The 21,098-nt window shown below is 31.7% G+C and carries 21 protein-coding genes; 10 read left to right on the forward strand and 11 right to left on the reverse strand.

The genetic code is table 11. The features are described from left to right. Positions 1 to 119: 119 nt before the first annotated feature. From tgt to ACHRVL_RS19250, 10 genes are all read left to right on the forward strand, one after another. Complete coding sequence (gene tgt, locus ACHRVL_RS19205) at positions 120 to 1,250, forward strand: tRNA guanosine(34) transglycosylase Tgt (RefSeq protein WP_395414968.1); 1,131 nt, start codon at positions 120 to 122, stop codon at positions 1,248 to 1,250. Between the two features lie 104 nt (positions 1,251 to 1,354). Continuing rightward, entirely contained in the window at positions 1,355 to 2,443 is a 1,089-nt protein-coding gene (locus tag ACHRVL_RS19210; RefSeq protein WP_089054213.1) for an LptF/LptG family permease, read from the forward strand. Next, on the forward strand, positions 2,430 to 3,317 hold the full coding sequence (locus ACHRVL_RS19215; RefSeq protein WP_395414969.1) for a DMT family transporter: 888 nt from the start codon (positions 2,430 to 2,432) through the stop codon (positions 3,315 to 3,317). Before ACHRVL_RS19210 ends, ACHRVL_RS19215 begins: the two co-directional genes overlap by 14 nt. A 111-nt stretch (positions 3,318 to 3,428) precedes the next feature. Beyond that, a complete protein-coding gene (locus ACHRVL_RS19220) occupies positions 3,429 to 4,382 on the forward strand; it encodes an acetyl-CoA carboxylase carboxyltransferase subunit alpha (protein WP_395414970.1) in 954 nt (317 codons plus the stop codon). 140 nt (positions 4,383 to 4,522) lie between these two features. Continuing rightward, positions 4,523 to 6,067: a replicative DNA helicase gene (gene dnaB, locus ACHRVL_RS19225; protein ID WP_089054216.1), complete on the forward strand. Its 1,545-nt coding sequence runs from the start codon at positions 4,523 to 4,525 to the stop codon at positions 6,065 to 6,067. Positions 6,068 to 6,257: 190 nt separating this feature from the next. Beyond that, the gene (locus ACHRVL_RS19230; RefSeq protein ID WP_395414971.1) at positions 6,258 to 6,620 is read left to right on the forward strand and encodes a hypothetical protein; all 363 of its coding nucleotides are present in this window, start codon (positions 6,258 to 6,260) and stop codon (positions 6,618 to 6,620) included. Between the two features lie 161 nt (positions 6,621 to 6,781). Continuing rightward, positions 6,782 to 7,273, forward strand: coding sequence for a hypothetical protein (locus ACHRVL_RS19235; RefSeq protein ID WP_395414972.1), 492 nt, complete (start codon positions 6,782 to 6,784; stop codon positions 7,271 to 7,273). Between the two features lie 31 nt (positions 7,274 to 7,304). After that, positions 7,305 to 8,096, forward strand: a complete 792-nt coding sequence (locus ACHRVL_RS19240) for a sensor histidine kinase (RefSeq protein WP_395414973.1) — start codon at positions 7,305 to 7,307, stop codon at positions 8,094 to 8,096. A gap of 110 nt (positions 8,097 to 8,206) precedes the next feature. After that, positions 8,207 to 8,872, forward strand: coding sequence for a response regulator (locus ACHRVL_RS19245; RefSeq protein WP_395414974.1), 666 nt, complete (start codon positions 8,207 to 8,209; stop codon positions 8,870 to 8,872). 336 nt (positions 8,873 to 9,208) lie between these two features. Then, the gene (locus ACHRVL_RS19250) at positions 9,209 to 10,468 is read left to right on the forward strand and encodes an asparagine synthetase B (protein ID WP_395414975.1); all 1,260 of its coding nucleotides are present in this window, start codon (positions 9,209 to 9,211) and stop codon (positions 10,466 to 10,468) included. Here the strand turns inward: ACHRVL_RS19250 and ACHRVL_RS19255 are convergent. The 11 genes from ACHRVL_RS19255 to thrS all read right to left on the reverse strand — a co-directional run bounded on the left by ACHRVL_RS19255 (position 10,465) and on the right by thrS (position 20,510). Next, on the reverse strand, positions 10,465 to 11,268 hold the full coding sequence (locus ACHRVL_RS19255; protein ID WP_395414976.1) for an endonuclease/exonuclease/phosphatase family protein: 804 nt from the start codon (positions 11,266 to 11,268) through the stop codon (positions 10,465 to 10,467). The genes ACHRVL_RS19250 and ACHRVL_RS19255 overlap by 4 nt on opposite strands. 88 nt (positions 11,269 to 11,356) lie before the next feature. Beyond that, positions 11,357 to 11,587, reverse strand: coding sequence for a hypothetical protein (locus tag ACHRVL_RS19260; RefSeq protein WP_129056681.1), 231 nt, complete (start codon positions 11,585 to 11,587; stop codon positions 11,357 to 11,359). A gap of 80 nt (positions 11,588 to 11,667) precedes the next feature. After that, entirely contained in the window at positions 11,668 to 12,336 is a 669-nt protein-coding gene (locus tag ACHRVL_RS19265) for a response regulator (RefSeq protein WP_395414977.1), read from the reverse strand. 11 nt (positions 12,337 to 12,347) lie between these two features. Beyond that, positions 12,348 to 14,129 (reverse strand): tetratricopeptide repeat protein, encoded by a 1,782-nt coding sequence (locus ACHRVL_RS19270; protein ID WP_395414978.1) that lies wholly within the window; start codon positions 14,127 to 14,129, stop codon positions 12,348 to 12,350. After that, on the reverse strand, positions 14,126 to 15,793 hold the full coding sequence (locus ACHRVL_RS19275) for a tetratricopeptide repeat protein (RefSeq protein ID WP_395414979.1): 1,668 nt from the start codon (positions 15,791 to 15,793) through the stop codon (positions 14,126 to 14,128). Before ACHRVL_RS19275 ends, ACHRVL_RS19270 begins: the two co-directional genes overlap by 4 nt. A gap of 225 nt (positions 15,794 to 16,018) precedes the next feature. Continuing rightward, entirely contained in the window at positions 16,019 to 16,453 is a 435-nt protein-coding gene (locus tag ACHRVL_RS19280; protein ID WP_089054227.1) for a carboxymuconolactone decarboxylase family protein, read from the reverse strand. Positions 16,454 to 16,531: 78 nt separating this feature from the next. Then, the gene (locus ACHRVL_RS19285) at positions 16,532 to 17,104 is read right to left on the reverse strand and encodes a Crp/Fnr family transcriptional regulator (protein WP_395414980.1); all 573 of its coding nucleotides are present in this window, start codon (positions 17,102 to 17,104) and stop codon (positions 16,532 to 16,534) included. A gap of 125 nt (positions 17,105 to 17,229) precedes the next feature. Continuing rightward, a complete protein-coding gene (gene rplT / locus ACHRVL_RS19290) occupies positions 17,230 to 17,574 on the reverse strand; it encodes a 50S ribosomal protein L20 (RefSeq protein WP_007810721.1) in 345 nt (114 codons plus the stop codon). 101 nt (positions 17,575 to 17,675) lie between these two features. Then, positions 17,676 to 17,873: a 50S ribosomal protein L35 gene (gene rpmI / locus ACHRVL_RS19295; protein WP_007810722.1), complete on the reverse strand. Its 198-nt coding sequence runs from the start codon at positions 17,871 to 17,873 to the stop codon at positions 17,676 to 17,678. A 116-nt stretch (positions 17,874 to 17,989) separates the two neighbouring features. Continuing rightward, entirely contained in the window at positions 17,990 to 18,541 is a 552-nt protein-coding gene (gene infC / locus ACHRVL_RS19300; protein WP_089054229.1) for a translation initiation factor IF-3, read from the reverse strand. 22 nt (positions 18,542 to 18,563) lie between these two features. Continuing rightward, positions 18,564 to 20,510 carry a threonine--tRNA ligase gene (gene thrS / locus ACHRVL_RS19305; RefSeq protein WP_395414981.1) on the reverse strand — a complete coding sequence of 649 codons (1,947 nt, stop codon included), beginning with the start codon at positions 20,508 to 20,510 and terminating at the stop codon, positions 18,564 to 18,566. Between the last annotated feature and the right edge of the window lie 588 nt (positions 20,511 to 21,098).

The raw sequence follows: 21,098 nt of genomic DNA on the forward strand, positions 1-21,098 counted from the left end.
TTCTGGAGTTTAGGTTTTATAATGTTTTGGAATTAACTCAATTTTATAATTGACAAATTATCGAATTAATTAAATTTCCCTGAAATTAGCTTATCTTTGCCGACTGAAAAAAGAAACAAATGAAGTTCGATTTATTACAAAAAGATCCGCAGTCTAAAGCAAGAGCGGGAAGTATAACTACTGATCACGGCGTAATAGAAACGCCTATTTTTATGCCTGTTGGAACGGTGGCTTCTGTAAAAGGAGTACATCAGCGTGAATTGAAAGAGGATATTAATCCAGATATTATTCTTGGAAATACATATCACTTGTATTTGCGCCCGCAGACAGAAATTCTTGAAAAAGCTGGTGGATTGCATAAATTCATGAATTGGGATCGTAATATTTTAACTGATTCTGGAGGGTATCAAGTGTATTCTCTTTCTTCAAATAGAAAAATTAAGGAAGAAGGAGTAAAGTTTAAATCTCATATAGATGGTTCATATCACTTTTTTACGCCAGAAAATGTAATGGAAATTCAGCGTACAATTGGAGCCGATATTATTATGGCTTTTGACGAGTGTACGCCTTATCCTTGTGACTATAGATATGCGCAGCGTTCTATGCACATGACGCACCGTTGGTTAGATCGTTGTATCAATCATTTAGAAAAAGTGCCTTACAAATACGGTTACGAACAAACGTTTTTTCCTATTGTTCAAGGAAGTACATATAAAGATTTACGTCGTCAGTCTGCAGAATATATTGCAAACGCAGGACAGCAAGGAAATGCAATTGGCGGATTGTCAGTTGGAGAACCTGCCGAGGAAATGTACGCAATGACTGAAGTAGTTTGCGAAATACTTCCAGAAGATAAGCCAAGATATTTAATGGGTGTTGGAACTCCTATAAATATATTAGAAAATATTGCTTTAGGTATTGATATGTTTGATTGTGTTATGCCTACGCGTAATGCAAGAAACGGAATGTTGTTTACTGCAAATGGAACAATCAATATTAAAAACAAAAAGTGGGAGGCTGATTTTTCTCCTATCGACGAAATGGGACATACTTTTGTAGATACAGAATACTCAAAAGCATATTTACGTCACTTATTTGCAGCCAACGAGTATTTAGGAAAACAAATTGCAACGATTCATAATCTTGGTTTTTATATGTGGTTGGTTCGTGAAGCTAGAAAACATATCTTAGCTGGCGATTTTAGACTATGGAAAGAAATGATGGTTAAAAATATGAGTCAAAGACTATAAAAAAAGAGCTTCAAGTTTTATTAGTTTCAAGTTTCAAGTTGCCAATAGTAATCTGAAATTTGAAACATGAAACCTGAAGTTTTTAAATTTGAAACAAAATTTATATGTTAACAATAATAGATAAATACATCTTAAAAAGATACCTTGGAACTTTTTCTGTGATGCTGCTTTTGTTTGCGCCAATCGGAATCGTAATTGATGTATCTGAGAAAGTTAATAAGATGCTGGAAAACAAGATTCCGTTTATGGATATTGCGCTCTATTATTACAATTTTACTATTTATTTTATAAATTCCTTATTTCCGATATTCTTGTTTTTGTCAGTTATTTGGTTTACATCAAAACTGGCAAATAATACAGAAATTATTGCGATTTTAAGTTCGGGTATTTCATATACGAGATTCTTGCGTCCTTATATTATTGGCGCTACAATTGTTTCTATTTTTGTTTTATTAATGGGGTTTTTCATTGTTCCGGCTGCGAGTGAAGGCTATAATAATTTTAGATACACTTATCTTAAAGGAAATGGTAAAGAACTTATGCGGGGTGAAAATACAAATGTTTACAGACAGATAAATGATCATGATTTTATCTTTGTAAATAGTTTTAATGAGGAAACAAAAACAGCATTTAATTTTACATTAGAACACTTTGAAAAAGAGAAGTTAACCTATAAAATTACTGCAAGTCGTATTAAGTGGGATCCAAAATTGAAAACATATATTTTGTATGACTATACAAAAAGAACTTTAGGCGAATTGAATGATGTAATTGAAAAGGTTCCCGAAAAGAATGTCAAGTTTAAATTTGAACTTGCTGATTTAACTCCTGTTGTATACATAGCGGAAACGCTTACTTTGGGCAAGTTAATCGACTTTATTGATAAAGAGAAGAAGAGAGGTTCGGGTAATATTAATACCTATTTAGTAGTTCTTTATAAAAAATACAGTGTGCCGGTTTCGGCTTTTATCTTAACCATTATTGCGGTTGCGGTTTCTTCTATGAAACGTCGAGGTGGTATGGGAACAAATTTAGCGATTGGTATTGCGATTGCTTTTTCATTTGTGTTTTTTGATAAAATATTTGGGACACTTGCTGAAAAATCTACTTTCTCACCATTTTTAGCTGTTTGGTTTCCAAATATTGTTTTTGGAATTTTAGCAGTGTACTTATTACGTAATGCGAAACGATAATTTAAAAAGTTACTTAAATCTTCATTTAATTGTTTTTATCTGGGGTTTTACTGCTATTTTGGGTGCTTTAATTACGATTGACGCCGAAAATTTAGTTTGGTTTAGAATGTTGATAGCGGGAATTTTTCTTGGCGGATTTATTGTCTACAAAAAACAGTCTTTTGCTATATCTGCTCAATCTTTTGCAAAACTCATTTTTGTTGGATTATTGATAGCGCTTCACTGGATTTTTTTCTTCAAAGCGATTCATGTCTCTAATGTTTCAATAACCCTGTCTATTTTTTCGCTCGGAGCTTTTTTTGCTTCTTTATTAGAGCCGCTTTTTTACGGGCGCAAAATTTTGTGGTATGAGGTTTTCTTTGGATTAGTTATTATCGCAGGTTTAGCCTTGATTCTTCAAGTAGAAATAAAGTACCTGACGGGAGTTTATTATGCTTTAATATCAATAATTCTAGGAGTTTTATTCACTTTGATGAATGGTAAACTTATATCAGATCATGAACCATCTTTAATTACATTTTATGAATTTGGTGCTGGAGTTTTTTTTATCACAATTTATTTTTTGGTTTTAGGAAAATTCAATACTGATTTTTTTGTGATGTCATTAAATAATTGGGTTTTATTATTGGTTTTAGCTTCTGTTTGCACGGCTTATGCGTTTACAGCTTCGGTGAAAGTGATGCAGCGATTAACGCCTTATACAGTAATGTTAACGACTAATTTAGAACCTGTTTACGGAATTATGCTGGCTTATTTTATTCTTGGCGGAAAAGAAAAAATGAGTACAGAATTTTATATTGGCGCTTTGATAATTGTAATTACAGTTATTTTAAACGGCGTTTTTAAACATTACCAAAACAAGAAAAAACTGTAAAGTTTTACTTATTTTTAAATTACAATTTGATACTTTAATAACAATTAACTACGCCAATGATATAATATTTTTATATTTGCGGTTCGATTTAAAAACAAAATTCAAAAATCCATGGAATATTTAGATTTTGAGCTTCCAATAAAAGAACTTGAAGAACAGTTAGAAAAGTGCGTTATAATTGGAAAAGAATCTGATGTTGATGTTACGCCTACTTGTAAAGAAATCAACAAGAAATTAGTAGAGACTAAGAAAGAAATATACAAAAACCTTACGGCTTGGCAGCGTGTACAATTGTCAAGACATCCAAACAGGCCTTATACTTTAGATTATATTAGAGCAATTTGCGGTGATACTTTTTTAGAGCTTCATGGAGACAGAAACTTTAAAGATGATAAAGCAATGGTTGGCGGTCTTGGTAAAATAAACGGACAGTCGTATATGATCATTGGTCAGCAAAAAGGAACAAATACTAAAACACGTCAGTATCGTAATTTTGGTATGGCAAACCCTGAAGGATACCGTAAAGCTTTGCGTTTAATGAAAATGGCAGAGAAATTTGGGATTCCAGTTGTAACTTTAGTAGATACTCCGGGTGCTTATCCAGGACTTGAAGCTGAAGAACGCGGGCAAGGTGAGGCTATTGCAAGAAACATTTTCGAAATGGTTCGTTTACAAGTGCCAATTATCACAATTATTGTTGGTGAAGGTGCTTCTGGAGGTGCTTTAGGAATTGGTGTTGGAGACAAAGTTTATATGTTAGAAAACACGTGGTATTCTGTAATTTCACCAGAATCATGTTCTTCTATTTTGTGGAAAAGCTGGGAGTACAAAGAACGTGCTGCTGAAGCTTTGAAATTGACTTCATCTGATATGAAAAAACAAAAATTAGTTGATGATGTTATTCCTGAACCACTTGGCGGGGCACACTACGACAGAGAAACTACTTTTAAAACCGTTGCGGAATATATTACCAAAGGATATAACGAATTGAAAGACTTATCAACAGCTAAGCTAATTGCCCAAAGAATGGACAAATACAGCAATATGGGCGAGTTTAAAGAGTAAATTCATAAAATATTATTTTAAATCCGAAGCCCTGCGGTTTCGGATTTTTTTTTGGTTATCAACAAAATAAACTTATTTATAAACACACAATAGTTATAACTCGATAGCAATTTTTTTTTAAATTGTGTTACTTTCGCTATATGGAAAATTTCAAAAACGTAAACCCTATAAAAGTCGATAAAACCACTATTATTAATCTGGAGAAAGGTAAATTACCTCCACAAGTAATAGAGATGGAAGAGGCTGTTCTTGGGGCGATGATGATCGATAAAAAAGGGGTTGATGATGTAATTGATATTTTGCAGCCTGATGCTTTTTACAAAGAATCACACAAACATATTTTTGAGGCAATTTTGCAGCTTTTTACAGAAACGCAGCCAATAGATTTGTTGACGGTTTCAAGTCAATTAAAGAAAAATGGAAAATTAGAAATAGCTGGCGGAGATTTTTATTTAATTCAGCTTACTCAAAAGATTGCGTCTTCTGCCCATATCGAATTTCACTCTCGTATTATTCTTCAAAAATTCATTCAAAGAAGTTTGATTCGAATTTCGTCTGAAATTATCGAAGAATCATATGATGAAAGTACAGACGTATTTGATTTGCTGGATAAAGCTGAATCAAAATTGTACGAAGTTACACAAGGAAATATCAAACGTAGTTCTGAAACTGCGCAGAGTTTGGTTTTACAAGCCAAGAAAAAAATTGAGGAAATTGCTGGTAAAGAAGGTTTGAGTGGTGTTGAAACTGGTTTTCATAATCTAGATAAACTAACTTCTGGATGGCAGCCCAGCGATTTAATTATTATTGCAGCGAGACCTGCGATGGGAAAAACTGCCTTTGTACTTTCAATGGCAAGAAATATCGCTATTCAATATGGACATGGGGTAGCTTTGTTTTCTCTGGAGATGGCATCAGTTCAGTTGATTACGAGGCTTATTTCCTCTGAAACAGGATTGTCTTCTGAAAAATTAAGAACAGGAAAATTAGAAAAACACGAATGGGAACAGCTGAGTACAAAAGTAAAAGATTTAGAAAAAGCTCCATTGTTTATTGACGATACACCATCACTTTCGATATTCGATTTACGTGCAAAATGCCGTCGTTTAGTTTCGCAGCATAGTATCAAAATTATAATCATTGATTATTTGCAATTGATGACTGCAGGAGGGAATAATAAAGGAGGAGGAAATCGTGAGCAGGAAATTTCGACAATTTCCCGAAACTTAAAAGCCTTAGCAAAAGAGTTAAATGTTCCTGTAATTGCACTTTCTCAGTTGTCGCGTGCTGTTGAAACGCGTGGATCAAGTAAGCGTCCGTTACTATCGGATCTTCGTGAATCTGGAGCTATTGAGCAGGATGCTGATATTGTTTCGTTTTTATACCGACCAGAATATTACAAAATCGAAGAATGGGATGATGATGAAGCTTCGCCAACAGCAGGTCAGGCTGAAATTATGATCGCGAAACACCGTAATGGTGGTATTGAAAACATTCGATTGAAATTTATAGGACACCTAGGAAAATTTGATAATCTTGATGATTTTTCAGGAGGCTATGATGATTTACCATCAAAAATGAACCATGATGATAATCCGTTTATTACGAAAAATTTGCCTTCTGCAAATGAAGCTTTTGGCAGTAATTTGAATGACGATGATGATGACAGCGATGTTCCTTTTTAATTAAAAAAAAGAGATAATAAAATAAATAAATCTTTGTAAGTTAAATACTTATGAAGATTTTTTTTTATTCAGCAGTTCCTTAACTATCTGCAATTTTGCGTAATAATATTTCTTATATAAAATTAATTCGGTAGTTTAGCAAATCCAATTAACAAATTAAATACTATTAACCAATTTAAATCAAAAAACCATGAGTGAAGAAGACTTTCCAGGACCTATTAAAATTACAAAAGCGACTGCTGAAAAATGGGAACAAAAATATCAAAAAGATACTACAATTGAAGACAGTGATAAAAAAGTAAAAGCTTTTTTAATACCAAGAGAAAGTTTAGAAATGGTATTAAAGCTTAATACTGTTGCTGTTCGCGCGCATATTGGAATTAATGATCAAAATGAAAGAACGTTAATTTTTGTTGGAGCAAGATATGATAAAGAAACAGATACTTATGTAGATGTTTATGGGCCGCCTGTTCAGCCAAAAAATGCTGAAGATTCAGATCCAGGTGAAGATGAAGATGCTTATGATGGTGCTCGTCCTTGTCCTCCATATTGATTTTAAAAAAAAACTACAAAGTGGATGATTTTTTAATTTATTCAGCTTATTTGATTTTATTATTAAATCTTATATTATATTCATATAGCTTTTTCCGAAAGGAAAAAGCTAATGTTTTTTTTGTTTCTTACTTGGCTTTTTCATTTTTGCTGCAAATCTATATGGAGATTATTTATTTCCTAAGAGGGAATAATTTGTTGGCTATTAATATATTCTTTGTAGGACAAATGATATTATTAGGGTTGTTCTATAATTCATTGATGCACATAAAAGGCCAAAAGTTATTTGTAAAAACCAGTGTGATAATTGCTTTAATGGTTTTAGGAGCACAATTTATTATGGATCCAAATCAATTTTTTAAATTTAATTTATTTGAAATTACATTAACATCCTTACTGATTGTTATTTTTGCTCTAATTCATTTCTATAATATGCTTACAGAAAATAAAGAATATTATTATATCAGCATTGGTATTGTTTTTTATTTGCTAACCAGTACAGTGCTGTTTTTGGTAGGTAATCTTTCGCCCGAATTAAGTGCTGATCTAAAATACATAACGTGGATGTTGAATGCTTTTTTAATCGTGGTTTATCAGCTTTTTATTTTATACGATTGGATAAAAAGCAATCCCAAAAAAGGTTCATTAGTTTAATTGAAAAACTTGCGATAAAGATTAACTTAATATGAGAATGAACTCAATTCCTGAAAAAGAACTTGTTGCCATAATTTTATATATTTCACTTTTCTTTATAGTTGTAGCAGTTGTCTTAATTATATTCTTTTATTTTTCTAGAAAGAAAATAATTCAAAAGGAAATTGAGAATAAAAATCTTGAAATTCAACATCAAAAAGATCAGCTTCATGCTATAATTGTTACTCAAGAAGAAGAGCGAAAACGAATTGCTCGGGATTTGCATGACGATATTAGTTCTAAGTTGAATATAGTTTCACTAAATAGTCATTTGCTGACTTCTCCAAATTTAACTGAACAGGAGATAAGTGAAATAACCGAAAACATTATTTCACTTACTGCAAAAGCACTTGAGAATTCAAGAAAAATTGCACATAATTTGCTGCCGCCAGTTTTTGAAAAATTTGGACTTAATGCGGGAATTGAAGAGTTATGTGAAGAATTTGAAAGTGGAAAATCAGTGCAGACACATTATGAAAATGAGCTTGATTTTGACGAGAATGATATTGATCGTCATTTGCATGTTTTTAGGATTCTTCAAGAGTTGATGAACAATTCTGTTCGCCACGGAAAAGCTGCTGAAATTTGGATTAGTTTTAAGTTGATAGATCAAATTCCAACTTGTTATTATGAAGATAATGGAGTAGGGTTTGATAGTAAAAATGCCGAAAATCAAAAAGGACTTGGTTGGAAAAATATTGATTCTCGAATATCTTTCTTGAACGGAACAATTAAGTTAAAGTCTGAAATTGGCAAAGGACTTGCTGTTGTTTTTACTTTTTAGCAGAGTATAGTGTTTAAATACTAGATTTTAACCAATTTAACAGGAGTTTCGAGCTTTTTTTGGTTCAAATTTTGTAATTTCGGGAAACCAAATGACCAAAAACAGAAAAAATGAATCCCGTTATAAAAATTGCTTTAGTCGATGACGAAGTATTGTTTCGAAAAGGAATAGCTTTTTTATTGCAAAGAGAAGCTAATATTGAAATTGTTTTTGAATCCTCAAATGGCGAAGAGTTAATTTCAAAGCTGCAAGAAAATGATAATACTCCAGATATTATCATCATGGATTTGAAAATGCCTGTTTTAAATGGTGTTGAAGCAACAAAAATTATTCGAAAATCTTTCCCTCAAATAAAAATTATTGCACTTACTAGTTACGATTCTAAATCATTTATTGCAAATATGATTCAGGTTGGAGCCGTTGCTTATTTAATTAAAAATACTACTCCAAAAGATTTAATTAAAACCATTAATGAAGTTTACACAAAAGGGTTTTATTATAACGAAAGTGTTCTAAAAACAATTCAAGAAACAATCGTTTCTTCGAAAAATTCGAAAGGAAGTTTAGAAACTAGTTTTCTTTCGCCTCGTGAAATTGAAATTCTTCAGCTTATTTGTCAGCAAAAAACAACTACAGAAATTGCAGAGCATCTTTTTTTAAGTCCGAGAACGGTAGAAGGGCATCGCAATAATTTACTTCTAAAAACAGAATCTAGAAATATTGCTGGTTTAGTAGTATATGCTATTCAAAACGAAATCGCAGTTTTGACTTTATAAATTTAGCTGGTTAAAAAATGAATGGATAATACATAATATAGTATTATTGTAAATACAAGTAAACAAAGACCTATTTTTTGTATTACATTAAGACCTTTTGGTTGGTTGTTACTATCATTAAACTTCATGGCTATGGTTTTACATTGATTAGTTTGATGATTTGGGATTTCAAATGTAAGTAGTTTTTTCATTTAAAGAGTACGTGTTTATACGTGTTTTTCTATTACTCTGATTCATTTATGTATATTGACTTTTAACGTTTTATTTAATTATAAAACATTTATATCTTTTGTGTTTTTGCACGTATCCTTATATCTTTACTAAAATAATTTTCTGATGAAAAAAAACTTCCTATATATATTTATTGTGTTGCTGTCATTTCAAGCTAAAGCTTCGTTTATACTGCTTCCAATGGATGAGACTACTCAGCAGAATCATTTAAAGGCATACGGTATAACATATTGGTGTTTAAGTAAAGATTATAAAGCAAGCTGGCTGCTTAATTATCGCGGCGGTTCATTTTTACTGCCTGATGCTGAGGAAATTCGCAAAGAATGTAAAATTAGGGGAGTAAGTTTTGAGATACTTTCTGATAGTGATGAAGCTTCTTTATTAAACGATATTTCCAGTCCATCTCAAAATATGGAATCTGTTATTCTTGAAAAAGCGCCAAAAATTGCAGTTTATACTCCAAAAGGGAAACAGCCATGGGATGATGCTGTGACACTGGTTTTGACTTATGCCGAAATTCCATTTACACCAATTTATGACGAGGAAGTTTTAAGTGATCAATTATTGCTTTATGATTGGCTTCACTTACATCATGAAGATTTTACTGGGCAATATGGAAAATTTTATACCGCTTATAAAAATACACCATGGTATATTGAGCAAAAGAAAGATGCTGAAGCTTTAGCTGCGAAACTTGGCTATCCTAAAGTTTCAATAGAAAAAGGAGCAGTTGCCAAAAAAATTAGAGATTTTGTAGTTGGCGGCGGCTTTATGTTTGCAATGTGTTCAGCTACTGATAGCTTTGATATTGCTCTTGCTGCTGATGGGGTTGATATTTGTGAAACGATGTTTGATGGAGATCCAAGTGAATCTAATTATCAATCAAAATTGAATTATGGAAATTCATTTGCGTTTAAAAACTTCATTTTAGAACGAAGACCTGAAGTTTATGAGTTTTCAGATATTGATATGACCTCTGTACGCCGAGTTCCTATGGATAAAGATTATTTTACTTTAATGGAATTTTCTGCAAAGTGGGATCCAATTCCAAGTATGTTATGTCAAAATCATACTCAATTGGTAAAAGGATTTATGGGACAGACAACTTCATTTAATGAAACTTTGGTAAAATCAAATGTTCTTGTAATGGGAACTTGTGAAATAAATGGCGAAGCGAGATACATTCATGGTGAAAAAGGGAAAGGAATGTTTACTTTTTTTGGCGGCCACGATCCAGAAGATTATCAGCATCAAGTTGGTGATCCTCCTACAGTTTTAGATTTACATCCAAATTCTCCGGGTTATCGTTTAATTTTAAATAATGTTTTGTTTCCTGCTGCGAAAAAGAAAAAACTAAAAACTTAATTGAGTGAAAATTCAAACCAAATTGGAATGTGATCTGATATTTTTCTAGCTTCTTGAAGAGAATCAAATTTTTTGTAAAATAAAATTACTCCTGCTCGAGTATTTTTAAACTTCGCTGTATGGTAGAAAATATTGTCAAATTCAGACGCTAAACATTCGTCATATTTGCATTTTTGCTTTAAAGTGGTTTTTTGTTTTTGTAGAATAGATGTATATCCAGCTTTTTTTAGCGGATTGAAAACAGTATGTGATTCTGGACAATTAAAATCACCTGCAAAAACTAAATTTAAATTTGGATATTCTAGAGGAAGAAATTTAAAATACTTAATTTCAGTTTCAGGCTGTTTCTTTTTTGTAATGGCGTGAAAATTAACTAGAGTTACCGTTTTTTTATCAATTTCAAATGTTGCAAAATAAGGTTCTCGGTCAATTTCTAACGAATATTTTTTTTCAAGCCAAGCATTCCCTTTTAGTTTAGCTTTGCTGGTTTTCCAGAGAAAAGCATAACGTTCTGTTTTGTAGCTTGTACCGCTGGTTGGTTCACTAATGGTGTAATCCCATTTTGATCCTTTTTCATTTAATAATTGTGAGAGTTTTGCAACAGTTTGCGCGCCGCCATATCCCGCTACAATTTCTTGAATAGCAATAATATCATAATCTTGAACGGTAGCAGCGATAAAATTTAAGCTGGATTGAGTTTTTGATTTACCAAAATTTTCCAAATTCCAAGAAAGAAATCTGGTTTGTGAAAATGAATGAGCTGTAAATAGTAAGAGAACGTAAATTATAGTGTTTTTCATCTGCTTATAAAAAAATCAAAGATAAGCAATTGGGTTTTTCTCTTTCTTTTTATAAATTCATTTTAGATATTATTTTGTTCTAATCAGCTTAGTGTTTTTTATATCTATTTTTTAATGCTGTTCCAATAATAATAATTTGTAAAACAAGAAGAGCAGGAATAAAAACAATTTTCCAATCAACTTCAAGCCATCCCGTTTTCTCAGAAACTAGAGCAAAAGTCAGGGAAAGAAATAGGCACAAAAGCATAGTTTTCATAATAATTTTATTATTGGTTGTATTTATTTTTGCAAATAAATTGAATTTGTATTTTAATTTCATTAGGTAGATTCGTAGGTTATAGCAAACTTATGTCTATAAATGTGCATTTCCTTACGGGAATCCGTAAAAGAATAGAAAAATTAAACCAGTCCAAAATCCTTTGCAATAGCAATTAAATGCACATTGTTATTTGCTTTGAAGTAGATTTTTAATTTATTTATTCGTTTTTCTATACTGCTCGTTCCATTAGGAGTTATTGCATTTACTTTAAACTCATTTGAGATACTTTCTAATATATGACCTTGAGCTAGAAGTTTTAGAATTGAAATGTCATAAGACTCAATTTCTATCAGCGATTTATCATTAAAACTAAAATTTAAATCTGACGATAGTATTTTCTCCTCTTCATTATAGGTCTTCTCAATTGCATTTCTTAATTCATGAATACTATTTCTACCTTTCGAAACATAAGCATTAATTCCTAAATCATTAAAAAGTGTTTTAATTCGATAAGGTTTATCTTCTATTGAGAATACAATCTTTTTTATGTTCGGTTGTATTGCATTAATTGCCTCTATCAGATCATCTCCGCTTTCTAGAATAGTTTCGCGATGATCTATTTTAAAAGATAAATCAGTAATTAGTAAATCATATGGTTCTTTATCTTTTAAACCTTTTTTTATTTTTAATAATCCGTCATCACAGTATTTTACATGATGAATTATAGGTATTTGTAAGTCTTCAAGCGCTTGAATAACCGCTATGCTTATACTATCTAGATCTTCTGCTACTAAAACTTTTTTAAACATAATACTTTACTTTATAAAGGGAAAGTGAAATTTATCTTGAAACCTTTTTCTGAATTATGGTCAAAATTAATAGTTCCATTTATTGTTTTAATACGGTTTTCCACATTTTGCATCGTATTTTTTAAAAATGTTTTTTTGTTTTCAGTTCCAACCCTGTTATCACTATAGGTGACAGTGATATTTTTTTGAACTATTTTGAAAGAAACTATTACTAGAGAGGCATTGCTGGCGTTTTTCATAATTTGAAATAATTCTTGCAGCACTCGATAGACAATTATTTTTTTATTTTTATCTATTTTATTCCAATGAATATCATTCAGGCCGTTTGTTAGAATGCTTATTTGTCCTGTTTTAAAACCTGAAATCATTTCTTTAAGACCAGATTCATATCTTTCATTTGTTTCAATACTGCTGTTTTCTCTTGAAATAGTACGTGTTTGAGAATAAATTTTTTCAAGATTATTTAATAGTTCAGTTTTATTTTCGACAGTTTCCAGGTTGTTTCTTTTAACAAAAGACAAAGAATTGTATACTTGAAGAGTAAGTTCATTATGTAATTTTCCTGAAATTCTTTTTTCACTTTCAAATACAGCTTCTTTTTTTTCTTTTTTTCCTTTTAGAGATAGGTAAAATAATAGAATTATAAAAAATCCTATTATGAAAACGATTATAATATATGAAATGATATTTCGATTTTTATGTCGTTCTAGTTGCAGTTCATTTTCTGTCTTTTCTGCTTTGAGCTGTAAATTTTGCTCTTTATCTACCTTAGACTCGTATCGCATTGTAGAAAATTGATTCTTACTCATTTTTCCTGCTTTTGCAATACTGTCTGTAAGATGAATGTACCTTTCTGTATGTTTTTTTAGTTCATTTCCTTCACTAGATTCTATCACTACATAAAGGCTGAGAATAATTTCTGTTACAGATTTCAATTTTTCAGCTGTTTTTAGTGCTTCTGCGCCATATTTTTTTGCTAATCTAGGATCTCTTGTTTGAAAATATGTCGAAAGATGGCGGTAACTGTTTACTAAGCCTTCGCTTCTTTGTGGTTGCAGACGAATTTCTAGAGCTTTGTAATAGCATTTAAGAGCTTCATCATAATTTCCTTTTTGATAATAGCAGTATCCCATATTGTCTAGTACAAAAGCATAATTGTTATCGTCTAAATGTTTATGCTTAGAAGCGTGGACATTAGAAGTAAGGATTTGATAAATCTCTATTGCTTTGTCATATTCATTTTTGTTTTTATAAGTAGCCGCGATATTATTTAAAGCAACACGTTTTCTCCATAAACTTGTTTTTAGTCTTAGCGCCTTTTTAAAATAAAGTTCCGCGTTAGTAAAGTCATAAGTACTTAAGTAATTTTGTCCTTGTACATTGTAAATAAGCCAAGAATATCTGGGGTTCTTAACTAACTTTAAATACGGTAATGCTTTTGTAGCTGCAATTTCGCTGGAAATATAATCAGAGCTTGAGTAGTGTAAATCTGCGATGCAATACAGTGAATATACATAATCTGTTGAATTGATTTCTGGATCACAAAGTTTTATAGCCTTATTATATGTTAGAATTGCCAGTTCTCTATTGTCATCGTCAAAGTATAAATCTGCTTGATCTATTAACTTTTTAATTTCGATAGAGTTATCCTTAGTCTTTTGCTGTATTATTGCATTTTTATTTCTCTGAAATTGTATTAGAAATATTGCGCCAACTATTAATATTGTTAAGAATATTAAAAAATACTTTAAGAAAAATCTATTCTTAATAAACTTCATTGCTTTTATAATCAAATTGAGAATTTAAAGATAACTTTAAACCCATTACTAGGAGTGGAATCAAATTTAATTTCTCCTTTTACTGAATTAATTCTGTTCTCTACATTGTAAAGACCATTTTTAAAAGTCATAGAATTTAAATTGATACCTTTTCCATTGTCTGTATAAGTGACCGTAATGTTTTTATCGCTTTTTTTAAAATTAATACCAACTAGTGTAGCGTTACTATGTTTTTTCATGTTTACGAGTAATTCCTGTAACACCCTGTAAGTGGTTATTTTTTTGTTTTTTTCAACTTCATTCCAAGGAATGTTTTCAATTCCATTTAGTAGAAGATTAATATCGGGAGTATTGAATCCTGCAATCATTTCTTTTAAAAATAAGATATATTTTTCAGATGTTATAATTGGACTGTTTTCTTTTGATATATCTCTAGTTCGAGAATATATTACATCTAAATTTTTTATTAATTGTTCTTTATTTTCAGATACAGAAAGGTTCTTGTTCTCAGCAAAAGCCATTGTATGGTAGATGTCATTTGCTAATTCATCATGCAGTTTTTTAGCAATTCGTGTTTCGCTTTTGTAGGTTGCTTCAATTTTTTCTTTCTTAGCTTTAGATGTTAAATGAAAGTACAACGCTAATATTAAGCTTAAACTTAATATAATAATGATGTAAGAAATTATATTTCGATTTTTTTGTCTTTCTAATTGAAGTTCGTTTTCAATTTTATCGGTTTTCAGTTTTAGGTTTTCGTTTCTCTCTTTTTTTGAGTCATACTTAATTCGTGCAAATTGATTTTTTGCTTTCTGTCGTATTTCGGTTAGACTATCATTAAGTTTAATATATAGGAGAGAGTATTTTTTTAGCTCACTGTTTGCAGAGCAGTTTATTAATAACTTTAGGGCAGATGTTTTACCTTCAGAGTAGTTTATGTGAGCTGCGTTTTCATAACTAAGCTGCGCATATTTTTTTGATAGCGAAGGATTTTTTGGTTGGTAAAATGCAGCCAAATGCAGATAAATTTTAGAAGTCGAAAGATAATCTTTTGTTTCGGCTGCTGCTTTTAATGCTTTTTTAAAGTATGAAAGTGCTCGTGGATCCTTAATTTTAAAATAGCAAAAACCTATATTATCTAGTACTTTTACATAGCTTTCTGGGTTTTCAAGAATTTCTTTTTTCTCAATCAAAGAAGTAAAAATGTTTAAAGCTTCATTGTATTTGCTCTGTTCTAATAAAACGACCGCAATATTGTTTGTCGTGTTTAGTTTTCTCCATTCACTTGTATTTAAACTTAATGCTTTTTTATAATAGGATAATGCATTATTGTAGTCATAAGTAAAGAGGTAGTTGTTGCCTAATTCTATATAAGTGTTCCAAATATGTTTGGGATTTTTTATGTGTTTAAGATGCGGCAAAGCTTCGGTAAGAGTTGATTCACTGCCAGTATAATCTCCTTGATATCTTTGGATTTCAGCCATAGAATTTAAGGTGCTGACAAATCTTTCTGTTTCTGTTTTTGGGTTGCAAATAAATTTTGCCTTATTGTAGTAAAAAAAAGCACTATCAAAATTTTGATCATCATAAAAGCGATCTCCTATTGCGATCAGTTTTTCTGCTTTTTCTTTTGTGTCATTTGCTGCAACTTTAGAAGATTCCTGTTTTTGACATGAAAACAAAATAATAAAAATTAGAATTATGTATAGGGATATTATCTTGTGTTTTTGTTTCATGCGCCAAAAGTAAAAAAAATAAATCCCCTTGAAAGAGTATATATACGGTATTTTTAAAGCTTAGAATAAAACTATTTTTTCTATTTCTCATTTGCAATCAGATACGAAAAAGCCCTCTAGGTAGAGGGCTTTTGAATTTTGTAAGCTTGTAAAATTTATCTTTATAAAAAATTAAACAGCTCTCAGTCCTGTTGTAATTGCTAATCTATTCCAAGAGTTAATTGTGATGATTGCAAGGATGATTTCTGCTAAATATTTTTCATCAAATAGGTTAGCAGCATTTTGATAAACTTCATCAGAAACATGATTTCCAATTAAGGTTACTGCTTCGGTTAAAGCCAAAATTGCTTTTTCTTCTTCAGTGTAAACGTCAGCTTCGCGCCAAGCGCTGGTTAAATAAATACGTTGCTCTGTTTCGCCTTGTTTTCTTGCATCCGCGGTATGCATATTAATACAAAAAGCACAACCATTTATTTGTGAAGCACGAATTTTAATTAGTTCTTTATGAGTCGATGTTAATGAAGTTGTTGAGATGTATTTTTCTAAATTCATTAATGCTTGATATGCTTGCGGGGCAACTTCTGGGATAACTATTCTTGATTTCATTTTATATGTTTTAAAAGTTCAATACAAAGGTCAGTAATGAATGTTTAAAAAAACTTGAACTACTTCAAGAAATACAGTTTATACTTTTCCTGCCCTGATTTTACTCATAAATTCGGCTGAAAAATCTAAGTAAGAAGCAAGCATATACTGAGGAACGCGTTGTACAAAATCAGGGTTTAGATTGTTGAAATGATGATATCGCTCTTCTGCCGACATTGTAAACAGAAATTTAATTCTCATTTGAGCGGCTCCAAATGATTTTTGAGAAACGATTCGAAAGTATCGCTCTAACTTCGGAATCTCGATTAATAGAGATTCTAGAGTGTTTTTTTCAATAGCAATTAGCTCGCTGTTTTCAACTGTCTGAATGTAGAAATGTGATGGAGTAGTATTGTGATAACTTAAATAATCAGTAATCCACCAATTTTCAATCGCAAATTGCAAAGTTTGTTCTGTTCCTTTTGAGTTAATTATATATTGCCTTGCGCAGCCTTTTATAATAAAATATAATGTATTACAAACTTGTCCTTCTTGCAATAGATGTTCTTTCTTTTTTATTTTCGAGAGTTTTAAACATGATTCAAGTGTGTCAATTTCTGAAGGCTCAAGTGCTACAAATTTCTGGATATGGTCAAAAAGAGGAGTAAACATTTTGTGGTTGTTTTTTAAAAGAGTCTTAAAGGTAAAGCAGATTGTTGTAAAAACAAAAAACCATCCGAATTAACGAATGGTTTTTTTATGATAAGTAAGTAATCTAAATTGAGTTTATAAAACGTTTATTTTACTTTATTAAGTATTGCTTTGAAAGCTTCAGGGTGGTTCATAGCTAAATCTGCAAGAACTTTACGGTTCAATTCGATTCCGTTAGCTTTTACTTTCCCCATGAATTGAGAATAAGACATTCCTTCTAATCTAGCTCCAGCGTTGATACGTTGAATCCATAAAGCACGGAAATTTCTTTTGTTTTGTTTTCTATCGCGGTAAGCGTAGCACATTGCTTTCTCTACTGCATTCTTAGCAACTGTCCAAACGTTTTTACGTCTACCAAAGAAACCTTTGGCTTGCTTCATTATTTTTTTTCTTCTTGCTCTTTTAGCAACTGAATTTACCGATCTTGGCATAATTTTAATGTGTTTTTGTAGCAGGCGTCCTGAATTAAATCAAAGGAACTTAAAAGCCATACTCCAAGGTTATATAAATAATTTTTTAACCTAAAGAATTATTAGATAATTCTTAATTGTTGTTTGATGCTTTTCATATCTGTTGAGTGAACTAGCGCTGAGTGAGTCAAAGCTAATTTACGTTTTTTAGATTTTTTAGTCAAGATGTGACTTTTAAAAGCATGCTTTCTTTTAATCTTTCCAGAACCAGTAACTTTAAAACGTTTCTTAGCGCTAGATTTAGTTTTCATTTTAGGCATTTTTCCTAGTGTTTTAATTTATTCTTACTTACTTATATCTTGGTCTGAAAGTTTAAAAGTCAAAAGTCAAAAGTCAGTTTATGACTTTCGACTTTAAGACTTTGCGACTTTAAGACTTATTTCTTTTTCTTAGGAGCAATGAACATAATCATTCTCTTTCCTTCAAGAACCGGCATAGCTTCAACTTTACCATGTTCTTCTAGATCTGTAGCCAAACGCAATAATAAAATTTGTCCTTGATCTTTATAGATGATTGAACGTCCTTTAAAGAAAACAAATGCTTTTAACTTAGAACCTTCTTTTAAGAATTTCTCAGCATTTTTTCTTTTAAATTCATAATCATGCTCATCTGTTTGAGGACCAAAACGAATCTCTTTTACAACAACTTGTGAAGACTTAGCTTTTAATGCTTTATCACGTTTCTTTTGTTCGTAAACAAATTTCTTGTAATCCATGATTTTACAAACCGGCGGCTCAGCATTTGGTGAAATTTCAACCAAGTCTAATTCAAACTGATCTGCTAGACGCAAAGCTTCTGCAAGCTTAAATACACCTGGTTCGATGTTCTCGCCTACTAACCTCACTTCTTGTACACCACGAATATTGTTGTTTATTCTGTGTGCATCTTTTTTTTCTACTCGAGGTTGAAAACCTCTGTTACTTTTTATTGCTATGACTTTCTAATTTAAGTTAAACTGTAAATACTTTTAATGTCTTTTTTATTTCTTCGTCTACAATCGAAGCAAATTCTTCGATAGAAACTGTGATATTGCCTTTTCCTTCCTGTCCATGGCGGCGTATAGAAATAGTGCCGTTTTTCTCTTCTTCCTCGCCTACAATCAACATAAACGGGATTTTTTGCATTTCGGCATCTCTAATTTTCTTACCGATAGTTTCGTTTCGGTTGTCAATTAGGGCGCGAATTTCGTGATTTTCTAGCAAATCTAAAACTTTTTTAGCATAATTTTCGTATTTCTCGCTCAAAGACAAGATAATAGCCTGTTCTGGCATAAGCCAAAGCGGGAAATTTCCTGCAGTGTGTTCTAGTAAAATTGCTATAAAACGTTCCATAGATCCAAAAGGAGCTCTGTGAATCATAACTGGGCGATGTAATTCATTGTCAGCACCTTTGTATGTTAAATCAAAACGCTCAGGTAAGTTGTAATCTACCTGAATAGTCCCTAATTGCCATTGTCTTCCTAAGGCGTCTTTAACCATAAAGTCAAGCTTAGGTCCGTAGAATGCAGCTTCGCCATATTCAACAACAGTATTTAAACCTTTATCGGCAGCTGCATTGATAATGGCATTTTCAGCTTTCTCCCAGTTTTCATCAGTACCAATATATTTTTCTCTGTCTTCTTGGTCTCGTAATGAGATTTGAGCAGTAAAGTTTTCAAAACCTAATGAACCAAATACATATAATACTAAGTCTATTACTTTTTTGAACTCTTCATCCAATTGTTCTGGAGTACAGAAAATGTGTGCATCGTCCTGAGTAAAACCTCTAACACGAGTTAAACCATGTAATTCACCAGACTGCTCGTATCTATATACAGTACCAAATTCAGCATAACGCTTAGGTAGATCTTTATATGACCAAGGTCTTACATTGTAAATCTCACAGTGGTGAGGGCAGTTCATAGGTTTCAATAAAAACTCTTCACCTTCTGCAGGAGTGTGAATTGGTTGAAAACTATCTGCACCATATTTAGCATAGTGACCAGAAGTGACATAAAGTTCTTTTTGTCCAATATGCGGACTTACAACTTGTTCGTAACCTGCTTTCTTTTGAGCTTTCTTTAAAAATTGCTCTAAACGTTCTCTTAATGCTGCTCCTTTTGGCAACCATAAAGGTAAGCCTTGACCAACTTTCTGGGAGAAAGCAAACAATTCTAATTCTTTTCCTAATTTACGGTGATCGCGACGTTTTGCTTCTTCAAGAAGTTCAAGGTACTCTGTTAAATCTTTTTGTTTAGGGAAAGAAGTTCCGTAAACACGAGTTAACTGCTTGTTTTTCTCATCACCTCTCCAATAAGCACCAGCAACGCTCATTACTTTCATGGCTTTGATGATTCCAGTATTAGGAATGTGTCCACCACGACATAAATCAGTAAAAGTAGAGTGATCACAAAAAGTTATAGTACCGTCTTCAAGATTAGAAATCAATTCAGTCTTGTAAACGTTGTCTTTGTACATCTCTAATGCATCAGCTTTACTAACTGGACGCATTTTAAATTCGTGTTTTCCTCTTGAAATTTCAAGAACACGATCTTCGATCTTTTTAAAATCAGCCTCAGATATCTTTTGGTCTTCAAAATCTACATCATAATAGAATCCATTAGCAATTGCAGGCCCAAGAGTTAATTTAATTCCTGGGTATAATTCTTCAAGTGCCTGTGCCATTACGTGCGAAGTCGAATGCCAGAAAGCTTTTTTGCCCTCAGCATCATTCCAAGTATATAATATAAGATTACCATCGGTCGTTAATGGAGTCTCGGTTTCAATAGTTGTACCATTAAAAGATGCAGAAATCACGTTTCGTGCAAAACCTTCGCTAATGTTTTTAGCGACCTCCATTGGAGTTACGCCTGAAGCGAACTCTCTAATTGACCCATCGGGTAAAGTAATCTTGATCATTGTTTATAATTTTGTGAATGCAAATATAAGTGATTACAAAAATACATACAATATATATATGTATAAGATTGCTATTATATAATAAGAAGGATGTAGTGTTGTGTTATGTAAATGGAAAGTTCTACTATAATATATAAGAGCAAAGGTTTGTTTTATTTTGGGGAACTGAAATACTTTCGGTATTAGTATTTATAAGTAGTTTTCTTTCGCTATCCGTTTCAATCTTTTGCTTCTATCGGGGTTGGGGCACGAGTTTCCAGAAGAAAATATCAAGAAAAATGAAATCAGAGAAGGAAAACGATGCTCGTTGGGATTAAAAATGGCAGAAGCGGTGCTTCCAGACTTTGATTTTTCATTAAGGAACAGCTCAAAGGGCTAAAAACTCTGCAAAAGAGGAGGAGGTAAAAGATAAAAAAATAGAGAAAAGACAGTGTAATGTAGAAAAATCTTACGTATTGTTGAAAAAAGATGATCTGTAAAGAATCTGTTATCAGTGAGTTAAGAAAAAGTTTGAAAAAAGATCAAAAAAACTTGGTAAAAAGGCTTGTATAACTGAATAAAGGTGGTACTTTTGCACCCGCAACAGCG

The organism is Flavobacterium sp. FlaQc-28 (genome assembly GCF_044007415.1).
Taxonomy (GTDB): domain Bacteria; phylum Bacteroidota; class Bacteroidia; order Flavobacteriales; family Flavobacteriaceae; genus Flavobacterium.